At 54.5% G+C, this 24,461-nt stretch carries 22 protein-coding genes; 5 read left to right on the top strand and 17 right to left on the bottom strand.

What is annotated here, in order from left to right; all coding sequences use genetic code 11:
* Positions 1-6: 6 nt before the first annotated feature.
* The 13 genes from yqeB to H8S44_RS04595 all read right to left on the bottom strand — a co-directional run bounded on the left by yqeB (position 7) and on the right by H8S44_RS04595 (position 13,465).
* A complete protein-coding gene (yqeB, locus tag H8S44_RS04655) occupies positions 7-1,350 on the bottom strand; it encodes a selenium-dependent molybdenum cofactor biosynthesis protein YqeB (RefSeq protein ID WP_186873063.1) in 1,344 nt (447 codons plus the stop codon).
* Positions 1,347-2,150: a selenium cofactor biosynthesis protein YqeC gene (yqeC, locus tag H8S44_RS04650; protein WP_186873064.1), complete on the bottom strand. Its 804-nt coding sequence runs from the start codon at positions 2,148-2,150 to the stop codon at positions 1,347-1,349. The genes yqeB and yqeC overlap by 4 nt, the downstream gene beginning before the upstream one ends.
* 12 nt (positions 2,151-2,162) lie before the next feature.
* The gene (locus tag H8S44_RS04645) at positions 2,163-4,436 is read right to left on the bottom strand and encodes a xanthine dehydrogenase family protein molybdopterin-binding subunit (protein ID WP_186873065.1); all 2,274 of its coding nucleotides are present in this window, start codon (positions 4,434-4,436) and stop codon (positions 2,163-2,165) included.
* A complete protein-coding gene (locus H8S44_RS04640) occupies positions 4,424-4,900 on the bottom strand; it encodes a (2Fe-2S)-binding protein (protein WP_186873066.1) in 477 nt (158 codons plus the stop codon). Before H8S44_RS04640 ends, H8S44_RS04645 begins: the two co-directional genes overlap by 13 nt.
* A 7-nt stretch (positions 4,901-4,907) precedes the next feature.
* A complete protein-coding gene (locus H8S44_RS04635; protein ID WP_186873067.1) occupies positions 4,908-5,669 on the bottom strand; it encodes an FAD binding domain-containing protein in 762 nt (253 codons plus the stop codon).
* Position 5,670: 1 nt separating this feature from the next.
* Positions 5,671-7,062, bottom strand: a complete 1,392-nt coding sequence (locus H8S44_RS04630; protein WP_186873068.1) for a uracil-xanthine permease family protein — start codon at positions 7,060-7,062, stop codon at positions 5,671-5,673.
* 44 nt (positions 7,063-7,106) lie between these two features.
* The gene (locus tag H8S44_RS04625; RefSeq protein WP_186873069.1) at positions 7,107-7,343 is read right to left on the bottom strand and encodes a DUF3343 domain-containing protein; all 237 of its coding nucleotides are present in this window, start codon (positions 7,341-7,343) and stop codon (positions 7,107-7,109) included.
* A 4-nt stretch (positions 7,344-7,347) separates the two neighbouring features.
* A complete protein-coding gene (locus tag H8S44_RS04620) occupies positions 7,348-8,526 on the bottom strand; it encodes an aminotransferase class V-fold PLP-dependent enzyme (protein ID WP_186873070.1) in 1,179 nt (392 codons plus the stop codon).
* The gene (gene yedF / locus H8S44_RS04615; RefSeq protein ID WP_186873071.1) at positions 8,523-9,155 is read right to left on the bottom strand and encodes a sulfurtransferase-like selenium metabolism protein YedF; all 633 of its coding nucleotides are present in this window, start codon (positions 9,153-9,155) and stop codon (positions 8,523-8,525) included. The genes H8S44_RS04620 and yedF overlap by 4 nt, the downstream gene beginning before the upstream one ends.
* 61 nt (positions 9,156-9,216) lie before the next feature.
* Positions 9,217-10,272 (bottom strand): selenide, water dikinase SelD, encoded by a 1,056-nt coding sequence (selD, locus tag H8S44_RS04610; RefSeq protein WP_186873072.1) that lies wholly within the window; start codon positions 10,270-10,272, stop codon positions 9,217-9,219.
* A 96-nt stretch (positions 10,273-10,368) separates the two neighbouring features.
* On the bottom strand, positions 10,369-11,358 hold the full coding sequence (locus H8S44_RS04605) for a hypothetical protein (protein ID WP_186873073.1): 990 nt from the start codon (positions 11,356-11,358) through the stop codon (positions 10,369-10,371).
* Positions 11,355-12,806 (bottom strand): sensor histidine kinase, encoded by a 1,452-nt coding sequence (locus H8S44_RS04600; RefSeq protein ID WP_186873074.1) that lies wholly within the window; start codon positions 12,804-12,806, stop codon positions 11,355-11,357. Before H8S44_RS04600 ends, H8S44_RS04605 begins: the two co-directional genes overlap by 4 nt.
* Entirely contained in the window at positions 12,803-13,465 is a 663-nt protein-coding gene (locus H8S44_RS04595; RefSeq protein WP_186873075.1) for a response regulator transcription factor, read from the bottom strand. The genes H8S44_RS04600 and H8S44_RS04595 overlap by 4 nt, the downstream gene beginning before the upstream one ends.
* 228 nt (positions 13,466-13,693) lie before the next feature.
* On the opposite strand from H8S44_RS04595, the gene H8S44_RS04590 reads away from it, so the two are divergent.
* Together H8S44_RS04590 and H8S44_RS04585 are read left to right on the top strand one after the other, a co-directional pair.
* Complete coding sequence (locus H8S44_RS04590) at positions 13,694-14,461, top strand: ABC transporter ATP-binding protein (protein WP_186873076.1); 768 nt, start codon at positions 13,694-13,696, stop codon at positions 14,459-14,461.
* Positions 14,451-15,263, top strand: a complete 813-nt coding sequence (locus H8S44_RS04585; RefSeq protein WP_186873077.1) for an ABC transporter permease — start codon at positions 14,451-14,453, stop codon at positions 15,261-15,263. The genes H8S44_RS04590 and H8S44_RS04585 overlap by 11 nt, the downstream gene beginning before the upstream one ends.
* Here the strand turns inward: H8S44_RS04585 and H8S44_RS04580 are convergent.
* Together H8S44_RS04580 and H8S44_RS04575 are read right to left on the bottom strand one after the other, a co-directional pair.
* Positions 15,218-19,435, bottom strand: a complete 4,218-nt coding sequence (locus H8S44_RS04580) for a SpaA isopeptide-forming pilin-related protein (RefSeq protein ID WP_186873078.1) — start codon at positions 19,433-19,435, stop codon at positions 15,218-15,220. The genes H8S44_RS04585 and H8S44_RS04580 overlap by 46 nt on opposite strands.
* A gap of 223 nt (positions 19,436-19,658) precedes the next feature.
* Complete coding sequence (locus tag H8S44_RS04575) at positions 19,659-20,969, bottom strand: ATP-binding protein (RefSeq protein WP_186873079.1); 1,311 nt, start codon at positions 20,967-20,969, stop codon at positions 19,659-19,661.
* Between the two features lie 132 nt (positions 20,970-21,101).
* Between H8S44_RS04575 and H8S44_RS04570 the strand changes: the two genes are divergently transcribed.
* Complete coding sequence (locus H8S44_RS04570; RefSeq protein ID WP_186873080.1) at positions 21,102-21,377, top strand: metal-sensing transcriptional repressor; 276 nt, start codon at positions 21,102-21,104, stop codon at positions 21,375-21,377.
* 30 nt (positions 21,378-21,407) lie between these two features.
* On the opposite strand, the gene H8S44_RS04565 is transcribed toward H8S44_RS04570, so the two are convergent.
* Both H8S44_RS04565 and H8S44_RS04560 read right to left on the bottom strand, forming a co-directional pair.
* Positions 21,408-22,604 carry a sensor histidine kinase gene (locus H8S44_RS04565; protein WP_186873081.1) on the bottom strand — a complete coding sequence of 399 codons (1,197 nt, stop codon included), beginning with the start codon at positions 22,602-22,604 and terminating at the stop codon, positions 21,408-21,410.
* Entirely contained in the window at positions 22,601-23,341 is a 741-nt protein-coding gene (locus H8S44_RS04560; RefSeq protein ID WP_186873082.1) for a response regulator transcription factor, read from the bottom strand. The genes H8S44_RS04565 and H8S44_RS04560 overlap by 4 nt, the downstream gene beginning before the upstream one ends.
* Positions 23,342-23,418: 77 nt before the next feature.
* Between H8S44_RS04560 and H8S44_RS16335 the strand changes: the two genes are divergently transcribed.
* Positions 23,419-23,559 carry a CD1871A family CXXC motif-containing protein gene (locus tag H8S44_RS16335; RefSeq protein ID WP_243167471.1) on the top strand — a complete coding sequence of 47 codons (141 nt, stop codon included), beginning with the start codon at positions 23,419-23,421 and terminating at the stop codon, positions 23,557-23,559.
* The gene (locus H8S44_RS04555) at positions 23,552-24,439 is read left to right on the top strand and encodes a 4Fe-4S binding protein (protein WP_186873083.1); all 888 of its coding nucleotides are present in this window, start codon (positions 23,552-23,554) and stop codon (positions 24,437-24,439) included. The genes H8S44_RS16335 and H8S44_RS04555 overlap by 8 nt, the downstream gene beginning before the upstream one ends.
* Positions 24,440-24,461: the final 22 nt, after the last annotated feature.

Raw genomic sequence — 24,461 nt, 5'->3', positions numbered from 1 at the left:
CTTTCTTTACGCGCGGATATCCACATCTGCGAGTTCCTTTTCCCCACATTCCACCAGGCGCACCCTTTCCGGATACCGCTTTATCACCTGACGGCCTCCGGTATCGCCGGTCAGCTCCAGAAGCTCCGGGAAATAGCTTCGATCCCAGAGAACCGGATTACCCCGCCGCTCCCCGTGTCCGGCGCAGACGATAGCCCCGGGATAAGAAAAGCCCTCCTCCAGAAGTCTTTCCATGGTCGCCGGTTCCAGATAGGGCTGGTCGCAGACCATACACAATACGCCCCGCAGATCCGGATTCTGCCGAAGACATTCCGTAAGTCCAAGCTGCAGGGAATGGCTGATCCCCCGCTCCGGCTCCTGATTTATCACAGCCCTTACGCCGCGCTCCCCGGCCGCCCCAGCTATTTCCGGAAACCGGGTCACAATTACACGGGTACAGTCTGAAAAAGCGCCCAGCTTATCCAAAGTTACTTCGTACAGAGGGCGCCCGTCCACCTGCTCCTCCAGAAGCTTATTTCCGCCGTACCGGCTGGACAGCCCCGCTGCCAGCGCCACGATACCGTACTGCCGCCCTACCAGCGTCCGGATGGCCTCTGCGCAGCCCCGTCCTATCTTATGGGATTTATCGGAAATGAGGTGAACCAGGCTTTCGTCCTTTCTCGGATCCACGTCCCCGATTTTCATGCCCTTCTTTACCGGCACGCCTGCCTGCAGCATGCCCCGGATAACGCCGTCAATCTGCGCGTACACCGGCTCCCCGCCTGTATAGGCCAGGACGCTGCCCTTCTCTACGATGTCTCCGATGGCTGCCACCGGCTCCATCCGGCCGTCCCCGGGAGCCTTAATCAGGCGCTCCATGGCGTAGCCTCCCACCATGCCCGGTACACCCGTATTGGGAATGGCGCTGCCCTTATAGATCGGGCGTCCCAGATTTTCGCCGCGCATGGTCTCAATGACCGCGTGGCAGTCTGTCCTTGCCCGGAAGCCTGGCCCCAGGGCCAACACCAGCGGCGCGTCCGTAAGCGCTGTTCCGATATTTTTCTTCGCCATGATGGCGTCGATGACCACCTCCGGCTGCCAGATCTTTCGCACCCGGGCTTCCGGATCCACCAGCACGCTGATGACGCCCTGTTCCGAGAGGGCTATGGCTTCCTCCGCCGATCCGGCCAGCACGCCGGTCACGCCCTCTACTTCCGCCCGTCCCTCATAGACCGCCCGGGAATAAGCTACCTGGCGGCGTACCGTCAGCGGTACGGCGATTTCTGTCATGATAATCCGGTGGCCCTCCCGGAAAAGCTCCCAGGCCACGCCGGTGGCCAGATCCCCGGCTCCCTTGATTACGATCTTCATCTTTTCTCTCCTGCTCTCAGAAGGTTCCAGGGCGGCATCAGATCCGCCGCCATGAGAATCCTCGTTTCCGGACCCGCAAGCGCTTTCGCGGCTTCCAGCGCCGCTGCCTCCCGCTCCCGGGTATCCGCCTTGTTAAACAGCACCGCGTAGTCCATACCGGGTCTTACGCCCTTTCTTCCTCCTGCCGGGCTAGCCGCCAGCTTCGCCAAATCTGCCGCCGTCAGGACCTCCTTCTCTTCTTTTCCGAGAATGGCGCAGACCTCTTCCACACGGCAGCAGACCTCTTTGATAGGCTGCCCCACTCCGTCCAGTCCATACACGCAGAGCACAAGACCGGTCTCCGACAAAATTACCGGTTCGCCCTCCCTGGGCGCTTTGACCGGCTTCTCTCTGGCTCCGTCTGCCTCCAGAAGAAGCCAGATCCCCTCCGCCAGAAGCTCCCTGTAAAACGGATCCGGCAGCGCTTTACATTTCCAGTCGGAAACAGGCTCTCCCATCCAGAGAGTGCCTGTATTCTTTAACATCTCCCGGGCCGCCTGCAGATCCGGACGGTCCAGAAATCCGGTATTCTTTTCATATTGGATATGGGTGGTGGTGCCTGCGGCCGCTGAGATTCCCAGTTTTTTACACTCCACCTGTAAGCGGCGCAGGCAGGTGGTTTTTCCGCCCGCGCCCACGATGGAAACGACGCAGTTTTTTTCCGGCTTCCTGCCGGAAGCAAAGCTGCTTTCAACCAGCCCCAGGGCAGCCAGCAGTGACTCCCGCTCCACCCATTTTCCGTCTATCCATTCTTTTAACATGTCTTATCCGAATCAGTCTGTCCCCAGCGCAATCTTCTCACTGGTAATCGGCAGGTTCCGGTGCCATACGCCCGTCGCGTTATAGATGGCATGGGCCAGGGCCGGAGCCGGAGTGTTGATCACGATCTCACCGATGGATTTCACGCCGAAGGGGCCGGTGGGCTCGAAGCTCGGCTTAAATTCCACCCGGAAATGTCCCATATCCTGGCGGGTCGGGATCTTGTACTGCATCAGGGAGCTGTTGCGAAGCTTACCCTTTTCCGTGTACTGAATATTCTCGTAGAGAGTCATACCGATTCCCTGACCTAAGCCTCCCTCCACCTGAACGGTCGCCAGGTTCGGGTTCACAACCGTACCGCAGTCTACCACTGCCGCATAGTCCAGGATCTCCACATGGCCCGTCTCCTTATCCAGCTCGATTTCCACCGCGCCTGCCATATAGGGAGGCGGCGATACCGGGGAGCTGTGGCTTTCTGTCACCTGTAACGCGATTTTGTTGCAGACCTGAGCCTTGTAGCCGATCTCCTCGCTGGTAACGGATTTTCCGGTTTTCACATCGGTGGCTTTTCTGCCGTCGAACTCCACGTCCTCCGGGTCGCATTCCAGCATGCCTGCCGCTACCTGGCAGATCCGTTTTTCCAGCTCTGTGGCCGCCTTGACCACGGCCTGGCCGGTAATATAGGTGGTACTGGAGGCGTAGGATCCGGAATCATAGGGGGAGCTGTCTGTGTCCGCGCCGGAGACGAAGATCTCGTCGGTGGTCACATGCAGACATTCCGCCGCCATCTGGGCCAGAATGGTATCACAGCCGGTTCCCATATCCGCCGCCGCGATGGCCAGCTTATAGGTGCCGTCCTCGTTGAGCATGATTGTCGCGGATCCCACGTCCACGTTGGAGATACAGGAGCCCTGCATGGCCATGCCCACGCCTACGGCGCGTACCTTGCCATTTCCCATATCCCGGGCAGGGTATTTTTCCTTCCAGCCAATCATTTCGCAGGCCCGGACCAGACACTCGTCCAGACGGCAGCTCTCTGCCACCTCGCCGAAATAAGCCGGCATAAGCATCTTTTCCCGCACCACATTTTTCAGGCGGAGCTCCACCGGATCCATGTGAAGAACGGTCGCCAGCTCATTTACGATGGATTCCAGGGCAAAGATTCCCTGGGTGGCTCCATACCCCCGGTACGCGCCTGTGGCAAGCTGATTCGTGTAGACTACGTCAAATACATGACGGAAGGCCTCCAGGTTGGCTGTATACAGGGGAATCGCCTTGTGTCCCGTCAGTCCCGCCGTAGTGGGGCCGTGGTCGCCGTAAGCGCCTGTATTGGACAGGTTGTAAAGGTCGATGGCCCGGATCGTTCCGTCCCGGTCTGCGCCGATGCTGACCCGGACGTCCATCTCATGGCGGGGAGATCCGGCAATCTGGCTTTCTTTTCTGGTATAGATGAGTTTGGACGGCTTCTTTGTCATCCAGGTAACAAAGGCCGGATAAATCTCCGTCACCACCGTCTGCTTGGCGCCGAAGCCGCCGCCAATCCGGGGCTTCATGGCCCGCACCTTTGCCCTGGGAATCCCGAGGGCCGTGGATACAATTCGTCTTACATGGAATACGATCTGGGTCGAGCTTACGACCACCAGTCTTCCGTAGGTGTCGATATAGCAATAGGTCCGGAAGGTCTCCATCATGGCCTGGTTGACCGCCGGGACATGGTAGGTGCGGGTAAGCTTTACCTCACAGTCCTCAAGGACCGCCTCCACATCTCCGTCGCCGTCCTCCATATGGGCGCAGAGATTCCGCCTGTTGTCGGCTCCCACCGGGAATCGGGATTCCCAGTTGTCCTCCGGATGCACCAGGATTTCATTGTCGATGGCCTCATGATAATCCAGCAGCGCCGGAAGCACCTGATATTTCACCCGGATCACCCGCAGGGCCTTGTCCACACATGCTTCATTCTCTCCTGCTACAATCGCTACCGGATCGCCCACGAAGCGCACATGCTGATCGAGAATCAGATGGTCGTAGGGGCTCCACTCCGGATAGGTCTGTCCCGCTGTGGCAAACCGGTTCTTCGGCACGTCCTTCCAGGTATACACTGCCTCGATACCCGGAATCTTCAGGGCCGCCGCATAGTTTACGTCCTCCACGATGGCATTGGCGTGGGGGCTGCGAAGAAGCTTTACCACCAGACATTCCTTCGGGGCGAGGTCATCTACATAGACTGGCTGTCCGGTCACCAGCGCTATGGCGTCCTTCTTGCGTTCCCGTTTTCCTACTTCCCGCATGCGGCACCTCCGTTCTTCTTATACTCGATAAAGGCGTGCATTCCACGCAGCTGTCCCTCATAGCCGGAGCAGCGGCACAGGTTGCCTGCCAGATACTGCTTGATTTCCTCGTCGGTGGGCTCCGGGTTCTCCCGGAACAGGGCGATGGCGTTCATAATCATGCCCGGATTGCAGAAGCCGCACTGCTCCGCGCCCTGATCGGCGATAAAGGAGCCGAATTCCTCTGCTTCCTTCTGCAGTCCCTCCAGGGTCTCCACCCGGCGTCCCTCTGCCCGCGCCGCGAGCATGGCGCAGGAAAGCACCGGGGTATCGTCCAGAAATACGGTACAGAGTCCGCAGTTGGTAGTCTCACAGCCGCATTTTACACTGTAGCAGCCATGCTTCCGGACAAAATCAAAGAGTGTCATATCCGCGGCAATCTCATCTGTTATCTTTTTTCCGTTTAAGATCATCGTTACGATCATGTCAGCCTCACTCCTTTCCCTGAATCTCTGCGAAGGCACGCCCAAGCAGCACGCCCGCCAGATGACGGCGGAAGGTGTCGGAAGCGCGCATATTGCTCTGGAATGGGGTTTCCTCTGCCAGACGCTTTGCCGTCTCCCCGTCCATATGCTCGATCTCATACAGCTTCGCGATACCCGGTCTTGCGCCGATCACAGCCTTCTTTACGCCGCCGCAGTCGGATACGGCCACGGTCAGCACCGGAAAATCGGTCCGTGTGTTCCGGTGGGACAGATACGCAAAATGACCCGGACATTTCTTTACGATGACCCGCACCAGAATGTCATTGTCACGTTTCATTTTTACAAATTCTGACATTGGCACAATGCCACCCTTATAGAGCTCCACATAGGAATCCAGAGCCAGAAACGCCGTCATCACATCGGAAAAGCCGAAACGTCCGAAGATACTGCCGCCTACCGTAGCCAGGTTCCGGAACTGGGTGCCCACGATATCGCAGACCGCGTCATGCAGCAGTCCCTCGCACAGGGCGTTCAGTCCCTCATGCAGCTCGATCTGACGTAAGGTCGCCATACAGCCGATGGAAAATGCTTCCTCCGTCTCCTCGATCTGATCAAGCCCCAGGTCTGACAGATCGATGGCCTTCTGCACGTTCCGGTTTCCCAGGCGGAGCCACAGCATACCGCCCAGGATCTTGTTGGTGCGCTTCTGGTTCAGCTCCCAGGCCTCCTCCAGACTCTCCACTTTTACCAATTCTCTTATTTTTATCATGCTATTCCTCCTTTGGAAGAACAATATTCAGGATAATCGCTACCAGGGCAGCCGGTACGATACCGGATCCGCCGAAGATGAGCTGTACGCTCTGGGGCAGTCCCGCCAGCACGCCGCTGTTGGCACCCAGACCATAGCCCAGACCCAGCGCTACAGATACAATCGTTGTGTTGCGGACGGTCATTTTCTCCTTGGTAATCAGGCCGATACCGCTGACTACGATGGAGGAGAACATCATAACTGCCGCGCCGCCCAGAACACTCTGGGGCATAATGGAAATCAGTGCGGACAGCTTGGGGAACAGGCCGCAGAGAATCAGGAACACGGCCCCGGTCGCCAGGGCAAACCGGTTTACCACCTTGGTCATGGTAACCAGACCTACATTCTGGCTGAAGGAGGTATTCGGAAGCACGCCGAACAGGGAAGCCAGGGAGGATCCCACGCCGTCGCAGACTACGCCGCCGGACAGCTCGGAATCGGTCGCCTCCCGATCCATACCGCCCTCAATGACGCCGGAGATATCTCCTACGGTCTCCACCGCGGTTACCACGAACATAATCAGCACCGGAACAATGGCTCTGGGGTCAAAGACCAGCTTCACCGGCATCAGGGCCGGAACCGCGAACCATTTTGCCTGGGCTACCTTATCCCAGTTCAGAACCCAGGCCTTGGTATACTCCACGCCCTCTGCGGTTACTCCGGTGGTGGGCAGAACCAGCGCCATGATCGCCGCTACAATATAGCCTACAATAATTCCAATCAGAATCGAAGAAACACTGGTCATTCCCTTGGTGCCATGCTTCAGCGCAATGATGACCACCAGCACCAGGGTTCCCAGAAGCAGGTTTTCCATGGAGCCGTAATCCTTCGCAGAGCTTCCGCCGCCGAAGGATCCCACGCCTACGGAAATCAGGGACAGACCGATGGAAAGCACCACGGTACCGGTCACAACTGCCGGGAAGAAGCGGTGCAGGGGCTTCAGCATAAAGCCCAGAACCGTCTCAAAAAGGCCGCCAATCAGGGAAGCTCCCAGAATCGCGCCGTACGCCAGGATACCGCCGCCCATGACGCCTGCCACGCTGTTGAATACGCCGATAAAGCCGGAGCTGGTACCCATGATAATCGGCACCTTTCCGCCCACCGGACCGATGGCGTACAGCTGAATCAGGGTTACAATTCCCGCCACCAGCATGGCATTCTGCAGAAGCGCTACCTGCACCTCCGCAAATTCTGTACCGGATCCGATTCCGCAGGCTCCTGTGATAATCAGAATCGGGGTCAGATTTCCCACGAACATGGCCAGCACGTGCTGGAGTCCCAGGGGAAATGCCTTTCGAAAAGGCATTTTGCCATAAAAATCATAGGCTGCTTTCTTGTTTTCTGCTTCATTCATACATGTTTCTCCTCATTTGCGATAGATAAATTTTTACCTGTTTTTCATAGCTCCAGGGTATACATACCCTCCCACCGGATCGCCGCCTCCAGCATTGCCTGCTGCAGCAACTCCTTCTCTCCGGGCTTCGCCTTCCAGGCCATACCGCAGCCTGCGGTAATCTCCCGGGGAATGGGGATCAATCTGCCGGGAAGCCCCTCCTTTTCACAGTGCCGTTCCATTTTCATGGCCTCGGTGGTGGTTCCGAAGGAGATCACCAGCGCTTCTGTTTTTTTCCGCATTGCCTTACTCCTCCGCCAGCTCCCGGACGGCTGCCGCCGCCTCGTCTGCCTCTGCCTCCGTATTGAAATAAGAAAAGCTGAACCGGACCGCACCCTGCTCCCGGGTTCCCAACGCCTCATGCATAAGCGGCGCGCAGTGGGCTCCTCCCCGGACGGCGATCCCGTAATCCTCATAGAGCCAGTCCGCTACCCTTGCAGAATCATAATCCCGGATATTCAGGGACTGGATTCCCGTCCGCCGGTCCAGATCCGGATTTCCGTAGAGGGTTACGCCCTCCACCTCCTTCACGCCGTCCACAAACCGCCGAAGAAGCGTCTGCTCCCGGGCGCGAATCTGCTCCACGCCGGTCTCCAGAAGCCAACAGGCCGCCGCGCCCAGGCCTGCGATCCCATGGCCGTTCAGGGTGCCCGCCTCCAGCGCCGCCGGCATCTCCGACGGGTGTTCCCGGTCGAAGCTGTGAATTCCGCTTCCGCCCACCTTCAGGGGCCGGATCGAAAGACCGGGACGGACGCAGACACCGCCGGTTCCCTGGGGGCCGTAAAGTCCCTTGTGGCCCGTAAAGCACAGGACGTCGATCCCCATACGTTCCATATCTATGGGGACTGCGCCCGCCGTCTGGGCAGCGTCTACGATAAGCAAAAGACTGTGCTTTTTTGCGAAGGCTGCCGCACGTTCCAGATCGGTGATATTGCCTGTCAGATTGGAGGCATGGGTGATGATCAGGGCTTTTGTGTTCGGACGGAGCAGAGATTCCAACTCATTGTAAGCCAGAATTCCGGTATCTTTTACTCTGTCTGCGCCAGTTCCTACAGCTTCTACTTCTGTTCTTCTTTTTATCGGGAGAAAAGACAGCTCCACGCCCTGCAGCCGATACAGCGGTCTCAGCACTGAATTATGCTCGCAGACCGTGGTGATCACATGATCCCCCGGCTGAAACAGACCGCTTATGGCCAGATTCAGACTTTCTGTAGCATTAGCCGTAAAAACCACGTTTTCCGGCGCGCCCACACCCAAAAGCTTCGCCAGCGCCTCCCGGGCCCGATAAATGGTCCGGCCTGCGTACAGGGAAGCGTCGTGGACGCCCCGGCCCGAATTGCCCATGGCATCCAGGGCCTGTAAGACCGCTCCTTTTACGCAGTCAGGCTTATGCAGGGTCGTGGCCGCATTGTCAAAATAAATCATGGCTTGATGATCTTGGACGCGCCTGCCATGGTCTCGGCGATGACGTACATGTTCGTCACCTCGCCCACCTGAAGCTTATCCGTGAGGCCATAATGATTCAGACAGGTACCGCAGGTCAGGATCTGTACGCCCTGAGCCTCCAGTGACTTCAAATCCTCCAGAGACGCGGACTCCTCGCAGGTCAGATAGGCGCCGCCATTGTAAAATAGTATCGTCTTCGGCAGGGTATCAAGCTGGGTCAGAGCGTAGATAAAGCCTTTGATCAGGATTTTTCCAAGCTCCGGATCGCCCTCGCCCATGGTGGCGGAAGAAATCGCCACAACCGTATTAGCTCTGGCATCCGGAATGCAGGTCTCTGATTCCACTGTTTCCGGCGCTTTCGGCTCCGTCTTCAGTTCTTCTTTCACGTCCTCGCCTATCTCCATCACGACCTGATACTGTTTCTCCGCCAGCTTTCTGGAGCTGACCTTGTAGCCCTTCTGATTGGCCATCTTAGTCAGGTTCTGGACCGCGATTTCATTGTCCACCAATGTCTCTACTACACCGCTGCCACCCAGCTGTTCGATGGCTTTCTTGGTCTTTACCACAGGAATCGGGCAGGCATCGCCCAGTGCATTTACCTGAATCATTTCACATTTCCTCTCTTTCTCTGCGACAGCGCAGCTACGTCCCCGGATTCTGGCTTTCCGGCTATGTCATTCCGTTTACTTTCCCGCGTACACGGATCTCCATATCGGTTTTCTCTGTAACCTCGCCCACTATTTTAGCAGGTAGTCCCGCCTTTTGCAATTCCTTCTCCAGCTCTTTTGCATCTTTTCCATCTACAGCCAGCAAAAGTCCGCCCGAGGTCTGGGGATCGAAAAGAAGCTCTTCTGTGGCAAAGGAACTGTCCTCAAAAGTCACGTAAGCTCCCACATGGTTCCGGTTCTTCTGCCCCGCCGCTGTCAGCAGGAACTCATTGGCATGGTGTACCGCCTCCGGGAAAATGGGAACAGCTGCTCCGTCGACGCGGCAGGACAGCCGCCCGTCCATCATCTCATGCAGATGTCCCAGAAAGCCGAAACCAGTCACATCCGTGCAGGCATGAACCCGGTACCGGGCTGCGATCTCCGAAGCTTTGCGGTTCAGAGTCGTCATGGACGCCACCGCCTGTTCCATGGCTTCTTTTGATGCCTCGCCCACACGGTTGGCCGTACAGAGGATTCCCACGCCCAGCCGTTTGGTGAGAATCAACCGATCCCCGGGCTGGCCGCTGTTGTTGCTCCAGATCTGATCCGGGTGTACCATCCCCATGACTGACAGGCCGTATTTCACATCCGTATCATTGATGGAATGGCCCCCTGCCAGAGTTCCGCCTGCTTCCAGTACCTTTTCGGAACCGCCCCGCAGTATTTCTCCCAGAATATTCAGATCCATGGACTCAGGAAAACACACGATATTCAGCGCCGTCTTCACCTGACCGCCCATGGCGTAGATATCACTCAAAGCATTCGTGGCCGCTATCTTTCCGAAGGTATAGGGATCGTCCACCATGGGAGGAAAAAAGTCCAAAGTCTGTACCACAGCTGCATCTTCACTGATCCGATAGACCGCCGCGTCATCCTTGCTGTCATAACCCACCAGCAGGTTTTCATCTGCCGGCCCTTTTGGCAGCTTCTCCAGCACATGGCTCAAAAGTCCGGCTCCCAGCTTGGCCGTGCAGCCGCCCCCTTTGCAGAATACGATTTTTTCTTCTTTTCCGTTCATTTTCATTCTCTCTTTAATATCATTCCAAAATAAAATTACAGCGCCGGAAGGTCTCCTTTTCCGACGTTATAAAAATAGCATAATTCTGCCGTTTTTTCAATATTGGTCAGCAGAATCTCCGTTTCCGGGGGTAAGTTCCGGGTTGATGGAAATACTGGTTTTTCCCAGCCGGATATCGTAGAAAATCTGTTCCTCACCCTCCCGGTAAATCACCTGGGCGCTTACGGATCCGTCCGGGGCTGCCTCCGTCAGTCCCCATTCCTCATTCATCAGCCGCCGGGCCTCATCCTCGGAATACCCTTTTTTCATATAGCGCTTCACCTGTTCTCTATAGGTACTCTGTTCTTCTGCGGAAACCAGGTACTTGGTCATATCCGGGCTCATGCTGACCGATTCCGTCTCCAGCCCCAGATAAGAAGCAAACCTCTCTGCCTTCTGTTTCAGTTCCTCTTCCAGCTCCAAAGAGCTGTCTTCTCCGCTCTCCACGCTTTCACCGCTTTCCACCATGCCGTCTGCGGCCACATTATAGACAACTCCATTCTCCCGGTCTGTGTCCCAGCGTTCCATGGAGATTCCCAGAAGCTTTCCGGTCTCGTCGTCCAGCATCATATCGCTCAGACAGGAACCGTCCTCTCTGTTCAGATACAGTTGTGCCTGCCAGAGAATCATGGACTTCTCTCCGCTGGAATCCACATAAAAAAGAGGGGTATAGTCTGTCTCTGCCTTTTGGTACGTCCCCCCTTCCAGAACTCCCAGTTTCTGAAGCTTCTCTATTTCCTCCTCCACCCGGGCGGCAATAGTGGCTTCATCGTATCTTCTCCCCTTATTCAGCACCACGGCGCTGGCATCGGCGCTCTGGAAGAGTTCTGTTTTCTCCCGGATACTAAGCTCCGTCTGGGGCGTTACACGCACCGGCTCCGTCTCTTCTACCGCCACCTGAGTCAGCCTTTTGGTGTCCTCTCCCTGCTGTAAAACCCGAGGTACCGCAAAACCGATTCCTGCTGCCACGAACACCGCTCCCGCTGCCAGAAGCCATTCCATCCGGATGGGCGTTTCAGACGTTTTCTTCGCATTCTTCTCTTTCACCTGCTCTCCTCCTTTCCCGGAAGCCAGACCCGGACCAGGGTGCCCCTTCCCTCCTGGCTTTGGAACGTCAGGGTGCCTCCGTGGCGTTTCACAATCTCCGCACAGATGGAGAGCCCCAGACCCGCGCCTCCCTGCTTTCGCGCCCGGGATTTATCTACCATATAAAAAGCCTCAGTGATCCGGGACAGTTCCTCCGCCGGGATACCTTTTCCCGTGTCTCGCACATAAAAGGCATAGCCTTCCTGTTCCGGCCGCCCCAGCAGACAGAGCCACTTCTCCTCTTGATTCGGAACACTTTCCATGGCTTTCCTGCCGTTATCCATGAGATTTAGCAGCACCGTTTTCATCAGATCCGGCTCAAGCTCAATCCGGTCCTCTTTTACGGAAAGTTTCAGACGGATCCCGTATTCCGCCAATGCCGGTTCCAGGATTCCCCGCAATTCTTCCGCCAGCCACACTGCGGACACCTGCCGTTTCTTCAACTCCTCATGACGGAGTACCAGCAGATCCAGCAGTTTCAACGACAGGGCTTCCAATCGTTTTCCCTCTTTAAAGATATAATTAGCCGCCTCAAAACGTTCCTCTTCCGTCATCTCACGGCTCCTGAGCATGTCCGCATAGCCAATCATGGAAGTCAGGGGCGTCTTCAGCTCATGGGCAAAACTTCCGATAAAATCCTCCTGCCGCCTGGCTGTCTCCTGAAGCTCTGTAAACTGCTGCTGCAGATGGTCCGCCATCCGGTTGAAATCCCTGGCCAGCAGCCCCACTTCATCCCGGGATCCCATCCGGGCCCGGGCTTCCAGCTCTCCCCCGGCGATCCGCCGGGCTGCCCGGGAAAGCCTTCCAAGAGGCCGCAGGAGCCATACGGTCATCAGATAACAGACCGGAAGCTCCAGCAGCAGAATCACCGTCATCCAACGCCGGTAAATGGTCTCCCGGGCTGTCCGATCCTCATATAACACCGTCACATCCCGATCGCTTTCCAGATAGATCAGCCGTTTTTCCCCCAGACTCACACTGCTCATGGTGGCCAGCTCATACCGCCCCTCCTGCTCCCGCAGAAGTCTGGCGCGTTGTCTTTCCGATACAACCTGAATCAGCTTTTCCGCTTCTTTCCCGGTTTCCGGGCTTTCTTTTTTTCCCCCATACAGGAGCTGTCCATCCTCTTCGTAGATGGAAAACTCTGTCCCGGCCCAGGCCATTCCGTCAGCCATGACCTCCGCCGTCTTTCGGATATCCCCATCGGAAAAGTTCTGCCATTCCTGGGCCGTAGTATTCCAGTAAGCCACAAAGGAATAGGCCAGCATACGATTTTCCTCTGCCCCGTTTTCCACCTCTCTCTGCCAGGAGGAAGAAAAGAGCGCTTCAAGCAGGGCATAACCGCCCAGGCCCATCACCAGGATACTGATTACCAGCATGGAAATACTGATTTTCCAGGAAAATTTCATGGCGTGTCTCCCTTCAGCCTGTATCCCACCTTATAGACCGTTACGATCCGATCTTCCCAGCCCACTTTCTTCCTCATCCGCTGCACATGGAGATCCACAGTCCGGCTGTCTCCCAGATACTCTCCGCCCCAGATCCGTTCGTAAATGGTCTCCCGGTACAGGGCGATATTCTTATTCCGTACAAACAACAGCAGCAGATCGAATTCCTTCTTGGTCAGACTCACCGGTTCGCCCTGCTTCATCACTGTCCGGGAGGCTGTATCAATGACCAGATCCCCTTCCGTCAGCACCTGCTCTGTCTTATGATACCGGCGCAGTACCGTTTCTACCCGGGCCAACAGCTCGATAATCTCAAAGGGTTTGGTCAGATAATCGTCCGCTCCCATCCGAAGTCCCTTTACCCGATCCTTTACCGATGCTTTGGCGGTGAGAAAAATCACCGGTATCTCCAGCGGTGTGATATAATCCATGACCTCGTACCCGTCGGCCCCCGGCAGCATAATGTCCAGAAGTACCAGGTCGTAGGGCTTCTGATCCAGCGCGTCCACTGCCGTCAGCCCGTCATAGACGCAGTCGCAGTCATACCCGGCCCTGGTCAGATTGACCTTTATCAAATTGGAAATGGAGTGCTCATCCTCCACCACTAAAATACGAATCATCGGTTCCCCTTCCTCTCAGAAAGCTGTCTTATTTTAAATTTTTTCCGAAGCTCTCTTTCAGAGTGTAACATATTTGCATCACATTTGCATCATGGTTGGTCATAGACCAACCATGATGTATTATGCACAGAAATCATGCGCTGCCTGATTTCCGCTGCAATTATTATTTAAGTCACACCCACATTTATTTTTCCATAAACTAACTATATAATATCAGGAGGCTTGCCTATGAATCCGCTTCTTACGCTGGAGCATGTTTCCTATGCCTACCATCAGGCAGAGGGAGAGACTCCGGCTCTTTCCGATATATCCTTTTCCCTGGAACCGGGCCATTTTCTGGCCGTGGTGGGCCCCAGCGGCTGTGGAAAATCTACACTCCTGTCCCTGATCTCCGGCCTCCTTATGCCGGAGGAGGGGCGAATCCTTCTCCAGGGCGTTCCCGTCCGGGAAGCCCGGGCCAACATCGGCTACATGCTCCAGCGGGACCACCTCTTTGAGTGGCGCACCATCTACAGCAATGTGCTTCTGGGACTGGAGATCCGGAACCAAAAGACCCCTGAAAAGCTGGAGAAGGTCGATCACATGATCTCCTCCTACGGTCTGTCCGCCTTCCGGGAGTCCCGGCCCTCCCAGCTCTCCGGCGGCATGCGCCAGCGGGCTGCTCTCATCCGCACCCTGGCCATGGAACCGGATCTTCTGCTTCTCGACGAACCCTTTTCAGCCCTGGACTATCAGACCCGGCTTTCGGTCTGCGACGATATCTACGGCATCATCAAGGAACAGGACAAAACCGCCATTCTGGTCACCCATGACCTTTCCGAAGCCGTCAGCATGGCTGATCAGGTGCTGGTGCTGTCCCGGCGTCCCGGACGGGTCAAACTGTGCCTTCCCATCACCTTTTCCATGGAATGCCGCACTCCTCTGGCTTCCCGAAATGCCCCGGAATTCAAAGATTATTTTAATCTTCTCTGGAAGGAGCTGAACGATGATGTCTGAACCTCTCTCCTCCTGCTCCCGGGCCCAGCAGAGCTTTTTAAAGAGGCTGCGCCTCCAGAGGCGCAGCATATGTCTGGCCCGGATTCTGATTTTCATCCTTTTCCTGGTTCTCTGGGAGACCAGCACCCGGCTTCACCTGATCGACGCCTTCATCTTTAGCAGTCCCACCCGGGTGCTACAGACCTTTCTCTCCATGATCCGGGACGGCTCCATCCTTCTTCATACGGGCGTCACCCTGCTGGAGACTCTGCTGAGCTTTCTTCTGGTATCTCTCCTCAGTCTCCTGACTGCGGTGCTTCTGTGGCTCTCTCCCAGTCTCTCCCGGATTCTGGAGCCTTATCTGGTGGTCCTGAACAGTCTGCCAAAATCCGCTCTGGCTCCCCTCCTTATTGTGTGGCTGGGAGCTAACATGCGGACTATCATCGTGGCCGGAATTTCTGTGGCCATCTTTGGCAGTATTCTCACTCTGTACACCGGATTTTCCGAGGCAGATCCGGAGAAGCTGAAACTCATCCGGACCCTGGGCGGCGGCCGGTATCACATGCTTGCCAAGGTCATCCTTCCCGGCTCTGTGCCCGTATTTCTGAACACCATGAAAGTCAATATCGGCCTCTGTCTGGTGGGCGTCATCATCGGGGAATTCATCGGCAGCCGCCGGGGCCTGGGCTACCTCATCATCTATGGCAGCCAGGTCTTTCAGCTGGATCTGGTGCTGATGGCCATCGTCCTGCTTTGTCTCATGGCCATGCTGCTCTATCAGCTTCTGGGCTTTCTGGAACGCCGGTACCGGAGACGGGCATAAAGCCACACGGCCGGGACAGGGAGGCTGCCTGCCGCCAGGAGCCCCAGATAAAAGGCCACCGGCGCAGTGTCCCCGGTGGGCGCAGCCTCCACCGGCTGATGACTCTTACCGCTGCTTCCATGGCTGCCGGAGGATGATTTCGGCGTATCCGGGGCATCCGGGCTCTCCGGCTGCTCCGGGCTTTCGCCCGGCGCGTCATAGAGAATCACAGTACGGTCTGCGGCCGGAACATAGGTATCTGTGTTCCGGTCATAGACCAGCACCCGGTTCCAGCTTCCGTCTTCCTCTTCCTGAAGGGCAAACCGGATACTTTCAGCCTTTTGATATCCCCGGGGCGCCGCAAGCTCTGTCAGGGTATAGGTCTTCTCCGGTTTTTCTCCCGGACTGTTCACCGCCAGTCCCCGGATCTCCCGGGCCGTCCCGTCGGAGGTCCACACATGGACGACTCTGCCGCTCCAGTCCTCCCGGATAGTCAGAGTAGCTCCCGGAAGCTCCTCCCCATCGGTCAGATCCCGCTTGGACACCTTCAGTTCGCTGGTATCATTCTGCTTCTCCCCTCCGACGATCACCGTCTCCGTCCTGTCATCCCGATATCGGAACTCCACCTGCACCGGAGTGTCATCCTTCCGGACGCCCTCCGGTGTCTCCAGCTCCCGGATCTCATAGACGCCGGAATTCTGTCCTTCCTTTTCTCCGTAATGCCCGCCTCGCAGCGGCACATCCACCGCAAAGATGCCCTTTCCGTCCTCTCCGGTCACACAGGTACCCAGGAGGGCCCCTGCTTCCACAAGTAAACCTCCATCCCGTCCATAGATGGCGTCCGGCGTATAGAGTCCGAAAGTCACGCCCTCCAGGGGCTGTCCGTTCTCCATGGCCGTCTTCCAGATTCCCACACCCGGCCTTACGCTGTTTTCCTCCGGAACCGCCTTTACTCTCCGGTTCTCCTCTGACCATCCCTCATAGACGAATTCCTGAAACTGATGCTCCCAGGTAAAGGTCACAGTCCGGATCTCCGGGTTTCTCACATAACCCCAGGGAGCTTTTGTCTCCTCCACTTCATAGCTTCCCAGGGGCAGGGTCACCTTTACTGTCCCTTCTGCCCCGTCATGCTCTGTCTTCAGGATGGGATGGCCATCCGGGTATCCCGCTGCTACCGGACGCACCTCGTCAATCTGTCCGTCCTCCCCGGTCACCAGCACCGCCACGGTCTCTCCCTTCCGGAACCACAGGATCCGTTTTCCTGCTTCATCTGTCTGTCGATCCTGGGTCACGATATCCTCCGCAGCCCGCACCGTATATTCGGCTCCGGCCAGAGGAAGCTTCTCATAGACAAATTCTTTCTTTTCCGAAAGCCCCAAAAGCCCCCGCAGTCTCTGCCGGAGACCGGCCGGCTCATAGCCTGTCAGCTGCTCCCCCTCCTTTCGCAGGGTCAGGATGCCCCGGGTCTCCCGGTTTCCGTAATGCTCCAGAATCAGAAGCACGTCTCTGCTTCCCAGATCCCCTTCCAGGGTCGAGCCCTCTTCCCCGGTTCCGGTCAAAGAGCGGTACTCCCGGTCGGTGGTCATCCGGAACTGCACATAGCCGCCCGGAATATCATTATAAAAGCCCTCAGGTCCCTCCGTTTCCTCAATCTGATAAAGTCCCACCGGCAAAAGCTCCGGAAGCTGCAGATAGCCCTCTTTGTTGGTGAAAAACTCCTCCCGGTTCACCGTATCCGGATAATAGGAGGTATGGGTCAGATAGGTCTTTTCCCCGGTCTCCTCATTCATTCTGGCGATCCGGAACCGGGTGTCCGAAAGAAGCACGGTTTTTCCCGTATCCGTATCCTTTTTGTACAGGCGCAGCAGTTGTTCCGTGGCCTCATTATCCAGCACTCCTGAAAAATATACTGCCTCCCAGGGCCTGACCGGATCTTCCTGAGACTTTCGCACATTCTGTCCATAGGGCGTATTCTCCGTCACACCCACCGTCTGAATTCGTTCCGTCCGCCCCTGGTAAAAGGTCAGCACAAAAGGCGGCGCCATAAAATGATCCTTCGGTACCGTAGTTTCCACCACCAAATACTGGCCGTAGGGCAGATAGGGCGTGATCACCCTGCCGTCCTCATCGGAAAAAAGCTCCGCCACCCGATAGGCATGTCCGCCCAGGGCTACCAGCTTTCCTTCCCGGATATCTCTCTGGGCATCACCCCAGTATCCGGCCGTATCCTCACGCAGAGCCGTATCCCGCAGGTACAGGGTGGCAATGGCCTCTTCTTCTCCGGAAAAATCGTACTTCGGCTGACTCTCCGTATAGCCCTTTACCAGATAAGCCTCCCGGATACTTTCCTCCTTCCAGGTTCCATCGCTTTTTTTCTCAAACTGCCCCTTCCGGCCCAGGCGGTCGATCCGATATATCGTAAAGCCTGCTCCCTTAAGATAGCTGATATTCCCCTGTCCGGCGGCACTTTCTACCTTTTCCCATACTGCCTTTGCCTTGATAACCTGTTCCTTCCGGCTTACCACCTGCCGCTGCACCTCCGCCGTCTGCTCGCCCTCATAGGGCAGATTCACCGGATAAACCGTCTCGTCCAGCAGATAACCCTCTGCATAGGACAGCTTCTTTCCGTCGGCCTGAGTCTCTCCCTTCTGCCGCTCCCGGATCTCATAGGAACCCAGATACAGATTTTCAAACACACAGCTTCCATTCTTTACCGTTCCGGAGGCAACCCGTTCTCCTGCCCGGTATAACACACCCGTTACGCCGTCCGGATGAATCACCGGATCCGCCGCGTACAGATCGTAGACGGCTCCATCCAGGCTGCTGCTTCCGTGGGACGCCTCCCCCTGCAGATAGGCGTCCGCCTCCACATCCAGCTTTTTCAGCACAATCCGGCCTGTAACACGGCGGTTCACAAAGGCTCCTCCCTCATTGGCGAGGGTGATGATCCCTCCTTTCATTCCCTCTTCTATCTGAAAGAGGTGCTGCTTCTTTTTCCCTGCCTCGTAGTCTCCCTGATATCCGGTCTGAGTTCCGCTGTGAGGCGCTGACGTCTCCTCCAGACAGAACTTTCCCTGATTCTTCTCTGTGCGAAACAGATCGTCAGACACGTAACGGTCTCCTTCCCGGCTCATGGACACCTCTGACTTCTCATAGGCGCTTCCGTTCCACTCCAGAATGGTAAATTCTGCTGTATCCGCGATGACATTTCCGGTCTCCTGATCCTTCTTCACCAGTTCCACCCGTCCGTAGGCTCCCAGCTCCTCCAGGCTTCCTCCCTCTCCGGTGGCAGTAACCAAATACTGATTGGGGCCGTAGGCCCAGGCTTCCAGACCGGTGCTTTCGATCTTCTCCCGGTTGTCCGGATGGTTCATCCACTCCACAATGGCCCGGAAATAATCGGCCGCAAAGGCGGTACTGGGGCAGTCCGGCGTTTTGGAAAAAAGTGGAGCAATGGACGCAGCCATTTCCTCCCCGTCTCCGGTCCATTTTCCGTTCTGTACTAACCAGATGCCCGCCTGGGTCATGATATAATTGGCCGGGCCGTTATAGATCTGCTGGGCCTCACGGTACTGGGCCAGCAGGGCACGGACCGTCCGGGCCTTTCCCTCGTCGAGACCAATGTCCGACAAAGGCACCGACGTGTACAGCATACCTGTCCGGCAGGCCGCTCCGAAGCGGGCGCAAAAGGCTGTCTCCCCGCTCAGGTGAATCTTCAGAATGGGACCGTGGCTTCCGCTTCCCAGGGCCGGAATACTTCCCAGGGCCGAGGACATGGCCCCTGAGAATCCGGCTGTTTTCCGGTCTCCCAGATCCAGCGGCTCCGGGTTCTGTGCAAAGGCCTCCGCAATCCTCTGCAGATCCGACGGCAGCTGCTCCAGAGCCGGATTTCCCTGCTCCCTGCATGCTTTGATGGCCTCCCAGGCGTCCTCCAGGGTATGCTCCGCCTGCACCAGCCCCTCCAGAAGCTCCGGATTCAGAAAATCCCAGACCGAATAGCGGAAAAATTCCTTCAGATCGATCCCTTCCCCGGCCAGCTTCAGAATCTCCTCCTCTGTCTGCCATGTAAAATACGTCGTTTCCTCCCGGGCCGCATATCCGTTTTCGCTCCATATCAGCAGACTCAGCAGAATTCCCGCCAGAAGCCGGACACACAGACGCCCTGTTTCGCCCTTTCGACTGTGTTTGTTCATAATTTTGCAAACTACTCCTTCCTTTTTTAATTATCCTCTTCTGTAAGTGTGAAATCTGTGCCTGATACAGGCTGAATCCGGAAATGAATCTGCTCCGGCTGCATAAGAATGATTGGACATGAATCGTCCTGTCTGTATTGTATTCCATTATTTTACAGATGTCAAGTAAAAATATGGCGTCTTCGGAGCAGTTTTCCAAAGACGCCTTTTTTTCTTATCTTCTTTATCCCTCGTTCTTTCCCGCCAGATAATTGATGAACTGCTGGGCGGTTCTTCCGGAAATACCGCCGTGGCTCAGCTCCCATTTATTGGCCTCGGCGCAGAGCTGCTCGTCGGTCAGGGTGATCTCCGGGTAGCGCTTGGCCAGCTCTGTAACGATCTGGAAGTACTCCTTCTGGGTAGGCTTGGAGAAGTTGATAGTCACACCAAAACGGGCCACCAGGGACAGCTTCTCCTGCATGGTATCGGACCGGTGCATGCCCTCGTCCTGCTCCATGTCGCTGCGGTCTCCCCAGGTCTCCCGGATCAGATGACGCCGGTTGGAGGTGGCGTAAATCAGCACATTGTCCGGCTTGGTCTCCATTCCGCCCTCTATGACAGCCTTCAGGAACTTGTACTCGATCTCGAACTCTTCGAAGGAAAGATCGTCCATATAAATGATAAACCGGTAGTTCCGATTCTTGATCTGGGCAATGACGCTGGACAGATCCTGGAACTGATGCTTGTAGATTTCAATCATACGCAGACCCTGATCATAATATTCGTTCAGGATGGCCTTGATGCTGGTGGATTTCCCGGTGCCGGCGTCGCCGAAGAGCAGCGCATTATTGGCGGGAAGGCCTTTCACGAAAGCTTCCGTATTGTCCACCAGCTTTTTCTTCTGGATCTCGTAGCCCACCAGATCTTTTAAAAGTACCTGCTCCGTATTGTTGACCGGGATAAATTCTACGCCATTCGCCGCTTTCTTGATACGGAAAGCCTTGTTCAGACCAAACATACCCACGCCATAGGCCTTGTAAAAATCCGTGATAATCGTGAAGATTTCATTTTCATCCTTCGCCTGCTCGATCTGACGGCTCACCGCCTGTACCTTTTCGCTGACGTTTTTATTGTACATCCGCTCTTTTTTGCCGATGGCCTTATAGTGGCAGACGGTGCTGAAGCAGTCGATCTCCAAATCCCGCTCAATGGCGCTGAAATCAAAATCAAACAGATTCTTGAACACCTTAAAATCCGCCTTTGCGAAGTGGTTCACCGTTCCGTCGTTGGCTCCCACCTTCTCGCTGGTCATACTGAAGGAATTCTCATTGGTCAGGAGAATAAAGGTCAGATAATTGTGCCATAGATTTTCATCAAATCCGTATACGGTGGACAGATCCAAAAGTGCCTTCATCTGTTCGTAAATCCGCGTGGTCAGCTCCGCCGCGCTGCAGTTGTCCTTTTCATAATCCTCAAAAATACCGGCCAGCTTCCGTAAGATACTGTTCTCTCCCAGATCCCGGTATAAAATTAATTTTGCGACTTCTCTGTACATATTTTTCGCTCCTCGTTTGTCGATTTCCCATTATTATAGCGCAGGAAACAACGTCTGTACAGTCTGCTTGACAGTTTTTCCGAATCCTTTTATAATTGGGATCATCTATGAATTTTCCGGGAGGTATCACTTATGAAACAATGTATGGATTCAGATAATCTGCATCGCAGACTGAAAAAGATCATCGGACAGGTGCAGGCCATCGACCGCATGATCGACGAGGATATCCCTTGCGAAGATATTCTATCTCAGATCAATGCCGCCAAATCTGCCCTGCACAAAGCCGGTCAGGTGGTTCTGGAAGGCCACATCAAACACTGCGTCCGGGACGGCATCGAGCATGGCGATGCGGATAAGACTATCGAGAGCTTCACCAAGGCAGTGGAGCGGTTCGCCAATATGAAATAACATATACTTTGTTTCTGTTAAGCGCTGATATTATGAAGGCGATATTTTTTCTGCTCCTATACTCAATTTTACTTCAAATGTCGTCCCGCCATGCTTATTTTCGTGAACCTCAATCTTCCCACCATGTGCCCGCACAACTTCCCGCACCATCGCAAGTCCAAGGCCCACGCCTCCAAGCTCCCGGCTTCTTGACTTATCTACCCGGAAGAATGGTTCAAAGATCTGCTCCCTGAACGCCTCATCAATTCCATTTCCCGTATCTGAAACTGTCAGAACAGCTTCGTTCTTCTCCCTCCTTGCAGATACCGTAACGGTTCCATCTGTCCGATTATATTTAATCGCATTTTCCACAAGATTATAAAGCATTCTGTAAATCAGAATATCACTTCCTGTCAGAATTAATTCGTCCTCTGCCTTTTCTCCTGCTCCCTCTGACGAACCCTGCGGCTTCTGTATCAGTTCCACCTTCTTTTCCTGCGCCAACGGTTCCAGATCTGTCAATACTTCCTCAATCAGACTATGAAGCTCAATTCTGTCATTTCGCGCTACTGTCTGTAATTCACTCATATCCAGAAGCGTTCTGACCAGCTTGCTAAGACGTTCGTTCTGCTCCGTTACCATCTGAATGGTCTCTTCCGCCGCTGTCGAGCCCTCCGGATGCTCTGTTGCATGGTATAGATCCAGCTGCGCCTGGATCAATGCCAGTGGAGTCCGCAACTCGTGTGCTGCATTTCCGGTAAACTGACGCTGCGTCTCAAATGATTCGGAAAGCCGCATAAGCATTTTATTATAAGAGGTACGAAGCCTGTCCAGCTCTGCAATCTTATTCTCTTCGATGGTATAATCCGCCAGATTCTGCGCCTGGACTTTTTCCACCGTCGCTGAAAATTCCCTGAGTGGTTTTAGCGCCCGTCCACTGACAAAATACGTCACTGCGCCGCCAAACAACGCTACAATCGCAGTAATCAGAAGGCTTCTGCTCCTGTAATCTGATTTGGAGTTATAAACCTTCATGGAAAACTGTGCCACAAAGTCATCCCACTCATCATCCGGAATATCAATGTACACCGCTTCCGGCGCTGTGCCCTGATCCGTGACAGATTCCTGAAGCGTATCGAAATAATAGATTCCGTTTTTGTATAAGAAAAAGGTAAGACATCCGCATAATATGGTGATAAGCGCTGTGGTAAGAAAAGTTAATTTCCACTGGAGTGATACTTTTTTCATGCTTTGCTCTCTCCTCCTATCTTATAACCCTCGCCGATTTTATTCACGATTGGATCATAACCGAGCCCTGCTTTCAGTTTCTTTCTCAGCGAAGACATATGTACCCGGATAGAACCGCTGAAGCTGTCCACAGAAGAATCCCAGACATGCTCTATCAGCTCTTCCTGGCTGACCGGTCTTCCCTGATTTAAAAGGAGATATTCTAAAATACCATTTTCTTTTCTCGTCAACGCAACCGGGTTATCTTCTGCGTATGCAACCCTTTCTCTCGTATCAAATCGAAGTTTTCCACATTCCAGGCAGATATTTTTTTGTACAAATTTTCTTCTTGTCAGGCTTCTCACACGGGCCTCCAGCTCCTGTAGATGGAATGGTTTTTCCATATAATCGTTTGCGCCTGAATCCAATCCCTCAACCTTATCTGCGATCTGGCTTCTCGCAGACAGGATTAATACCTTTGTCTCTTCATTTTCTTTGCGAAGCTCCCGGAGGATCTCCATCCCATCCAGCCCGGGCAGGTTCAGATCAAGCACAATCAGATCATACTGTTCTGCATAGATCATATCCAGTGCCTGCTCTCCGTCATTGCACGTATCCACCTCATAACCTGCCTGGTGCAGACTTTTCGCAATCATATCACATAATTTCTTCTCATCTTCAACAATTAATAATCTCAACTCATTTTTCTCCATTTTCTTAACAGGGAATTTACATCCCCTATTATATAATGCTATCATAGAGCGGTCAATAAGCCGACTTTGAGCAATCACATCGAAAGGAGCAGTTACTATTCGCAGTAACAAGTGGTATTTGAATGAAATCAGAAAAAGCAGCGCAGATTTTTTTACTTGCAGCCGGTCTGATATTTTTCTTTATTGGAATTCTCCGTGGAGAGGCTGCAGTCGTACTCAGTAAGGCAATCAAATTATGTATGGAGTGTGTGGGAATTGGATAAGAAAATGAAATCAAACAAGAACTTCCTGGTCCGCTTCCGCGGATGGATTCAGGCAGCTGCAACGCTGCTGACCAATCTTCATATTCCGAATCTGTTTAAAGGGAAACTTTATCAGGGAAAAGCAAAAACCATCTGTGTCCCCGGACTGAACTGTTACTCTTGCCCGGCTGCCACAGGCGCCTGTCCGATTGGAGCCTTCCAGGCTGTAGTCGGTTCATCAAAATTCAAGTTCACCTACTACATCACCGGATTCTTTATCCTGCTGGGGGTTCTGTTAGGACGATTTATCTGCGGTTTTCTCTGTCCGTTTGGATGGTTTCAGGATCTGCTGCATAAGATTCCGGGCAAGAAGCTGTCTACCGCAAAGCTAAAGCCCCTGCGGTATCTGAAATACCTGATCCTGGCCGTCTTTGTGATACTGCTTCCGGCATTGGTAACGAATTCGCTGGGGATGGGAGACCCATTCTTCTGCAAATACATATGTCCGCAAGGCGTACTTGAAGGCGCAATTCCACTGTCACTTGTTAACTCCGGAATCCGTGCGGCACTCGGGCACTTATTTACGTTTAAGTTTGCAATCCTTGTACTGGTTATCCTCTTAAGCATTCTGTTTTACCGTCCATTCTGTAAATGGATCTGCCCCCTTGGCGCTGTCTACTCGCTGTTTAACAGAGTATCCTTTCTTAAGCTTCAGGTAGATTCTGAAAAATGTGTCGGCTGTCAGAAATGTAGTCATGCCTGCAAAATGGATGTCAACGTAACAGACACGCCAAATCACCCGGAATGTATCCGATGCGGAGCATGTATGAAAGTCTGTCCAACAAATGCAATCTGCTATCATTACGGATTTTCAAACAAAAAACAGGCTGACAATAAATAAGCTAAAATGAATCAAATCATAT

Source organism: Anaerosacchariphilus hominis (assembly GCF_014290175.1).
Taxonomy (GTDB): Bacteria; Bacillota; Clostridia; order Lachnospirales; family Lachnospiraceae; genus Laedolimicola; species Laedolimicola hominis.
This window is presented reverse-complemented; position numbering and strand designations above follow the sequence as displayed.

Excerpts from the sequence above, each read along its gene's own strand:
- yqeC (WP_186873064.1), bottom strand. The coding sequence starts at position 2,150 with ATGTTAAAAGAATGGATAGACGGAAAATGGGTGGAGCGGGAGTCACTG.
- H8S44_RS04575 (WP_186873079.1), bottom strand. The coding sequence starts at position 20,969 with ATGTACAGAGAAGTCGCAAAATTAATTTTATACCGGGATCTGGGAGAG.
- H8S44_RS04585 (WP_186873077.1), top strand. The coding sequence starts at position 14,451 with ATGATGTCTGAACCTCTCTCCTCCTGCTCCCGGGCCCAGCAGAGCTTT.
- H8S44_RS04630 (WP_186873068.1), bottom strand. The coding sequence starts at position 7,062 with ATGAATGAAGCAGAAAACAAGAAAGCAGCCTATGATTTTTATGGCAAA.
- yedF (WP_186873071.1), bottom strand. The coding sequence starts at position 9,155 with ATGATTCAGGTAAATGCACTGGGCGATGCCTGCCCGATTCCTGTGGTA.
- H8S44_RS04625 (WP_186873069.1), bottom strand. The coding sequence starts at position 7,343 with ATGCGGAAAAAAACAGAAGCGCTGGTGATCTCCTTCGGAACCACCACC.
- H8S44_RS04645 (WP_186873065.1), bottom strand. The coding sequence starts at position 4,436 with ATGCGGGAAGTAGGAAAACGGGAACGCAAGAAGGACGCCATAGCGCTG.
- H8S44_RS16335 (WP_243167471.1), top strand. The coding sequence starts at position 23,419 with ATGAAATCAGAAAAAGCAGCGCAGATTTTTTTACTTGCAGCCGGTCTG.
- H8S44_RS04565 (WP_186873081.1), bottom strand. The coding sequence starts at position 22,604 with ATGAAAAAAGTATCACTCCAGTGGAAATTAACTTTTCTTACCACAGCG.
- yqeB (WP_186873063.1), bottom strand. The coding sequence starts at position 1,350 with ATGAAGATCGTAATCAAGGGAGCCGGGGATCTGGCCACCGGCGTGGCC.
- H8S44_RS04590 (WP_186873076.1), top strand. The coding sequence starts at position 13,694 with ATGAATCCGCTTCTTACGCTGGAGCATGTTTCCTATGCCTACCATCAG.
- H8S44_RS04570 (WP_186873080.1), top strand. The coding sequence starts at position 21,102 with ATGAAACAATGTATGGATTCAGATAATCTGCATCGCAGACTGAAAAAG.
- H8S44_RS04580 (WP_186873078.1), bottom strand. The coding sequence starts at position 19,435 with ATGAACAAACACAGTCGAAAGGGCGAAACAGGGCGTCTGTGTGTCCGG.
- H8S44_RS04635 (WP_186873067.1), bottom strand. The coding sequence starts at position 5,669 with ATGATAAAAATAAGAGAATTGGTAAAAGTGGAGAGTCTGGAGGAGGCC.
- H8S44_RS04600 (WP_186873074.1), bottom strand. The coding sequence starts at position 12,806 with ATGAAATTTTCCTGGAAAATCAGTATTTCCATGCTGGTAATCAGTATC.
- H8S44_RS04595 (WP_186873075.1), bottom strand. The coding sequence starts at position 13,465 with ATGATTCGTATTTTAGTGGTGGAGGATGAGCACTCCATTTCCAATTTG.
- H8S44_RS04560 (WP_186873082.1), bottom strand. The coding sequence starts at position 23,341 with ATGATAGCATTATATAATAGGGGATGTAAATTCCCTGTTAAGAAAATG.
- selD (WP_186873072.1), bottom strand. The coding sequence starts at position 10,272 with ATGAACGGAAAAGAAGAAAAAATCGTATTCTGCAAAGGGGGCGGCTGC.
- H8S44_RS04640 (WP_186873066.1), bottom strand. The coding sequence starts at position 4,900 with ATGATCGTAACGATGATCTTAAACGGAAAAAAGATAACAGATGAGATT.
- H8S44_RS04620 (WP_186873070.1), bottom strand. The coding sequence starts at position 8,526 with ATGATTTATTTTGACAATGCGGCCACGACCCTGCATAAGCCTGACTGC.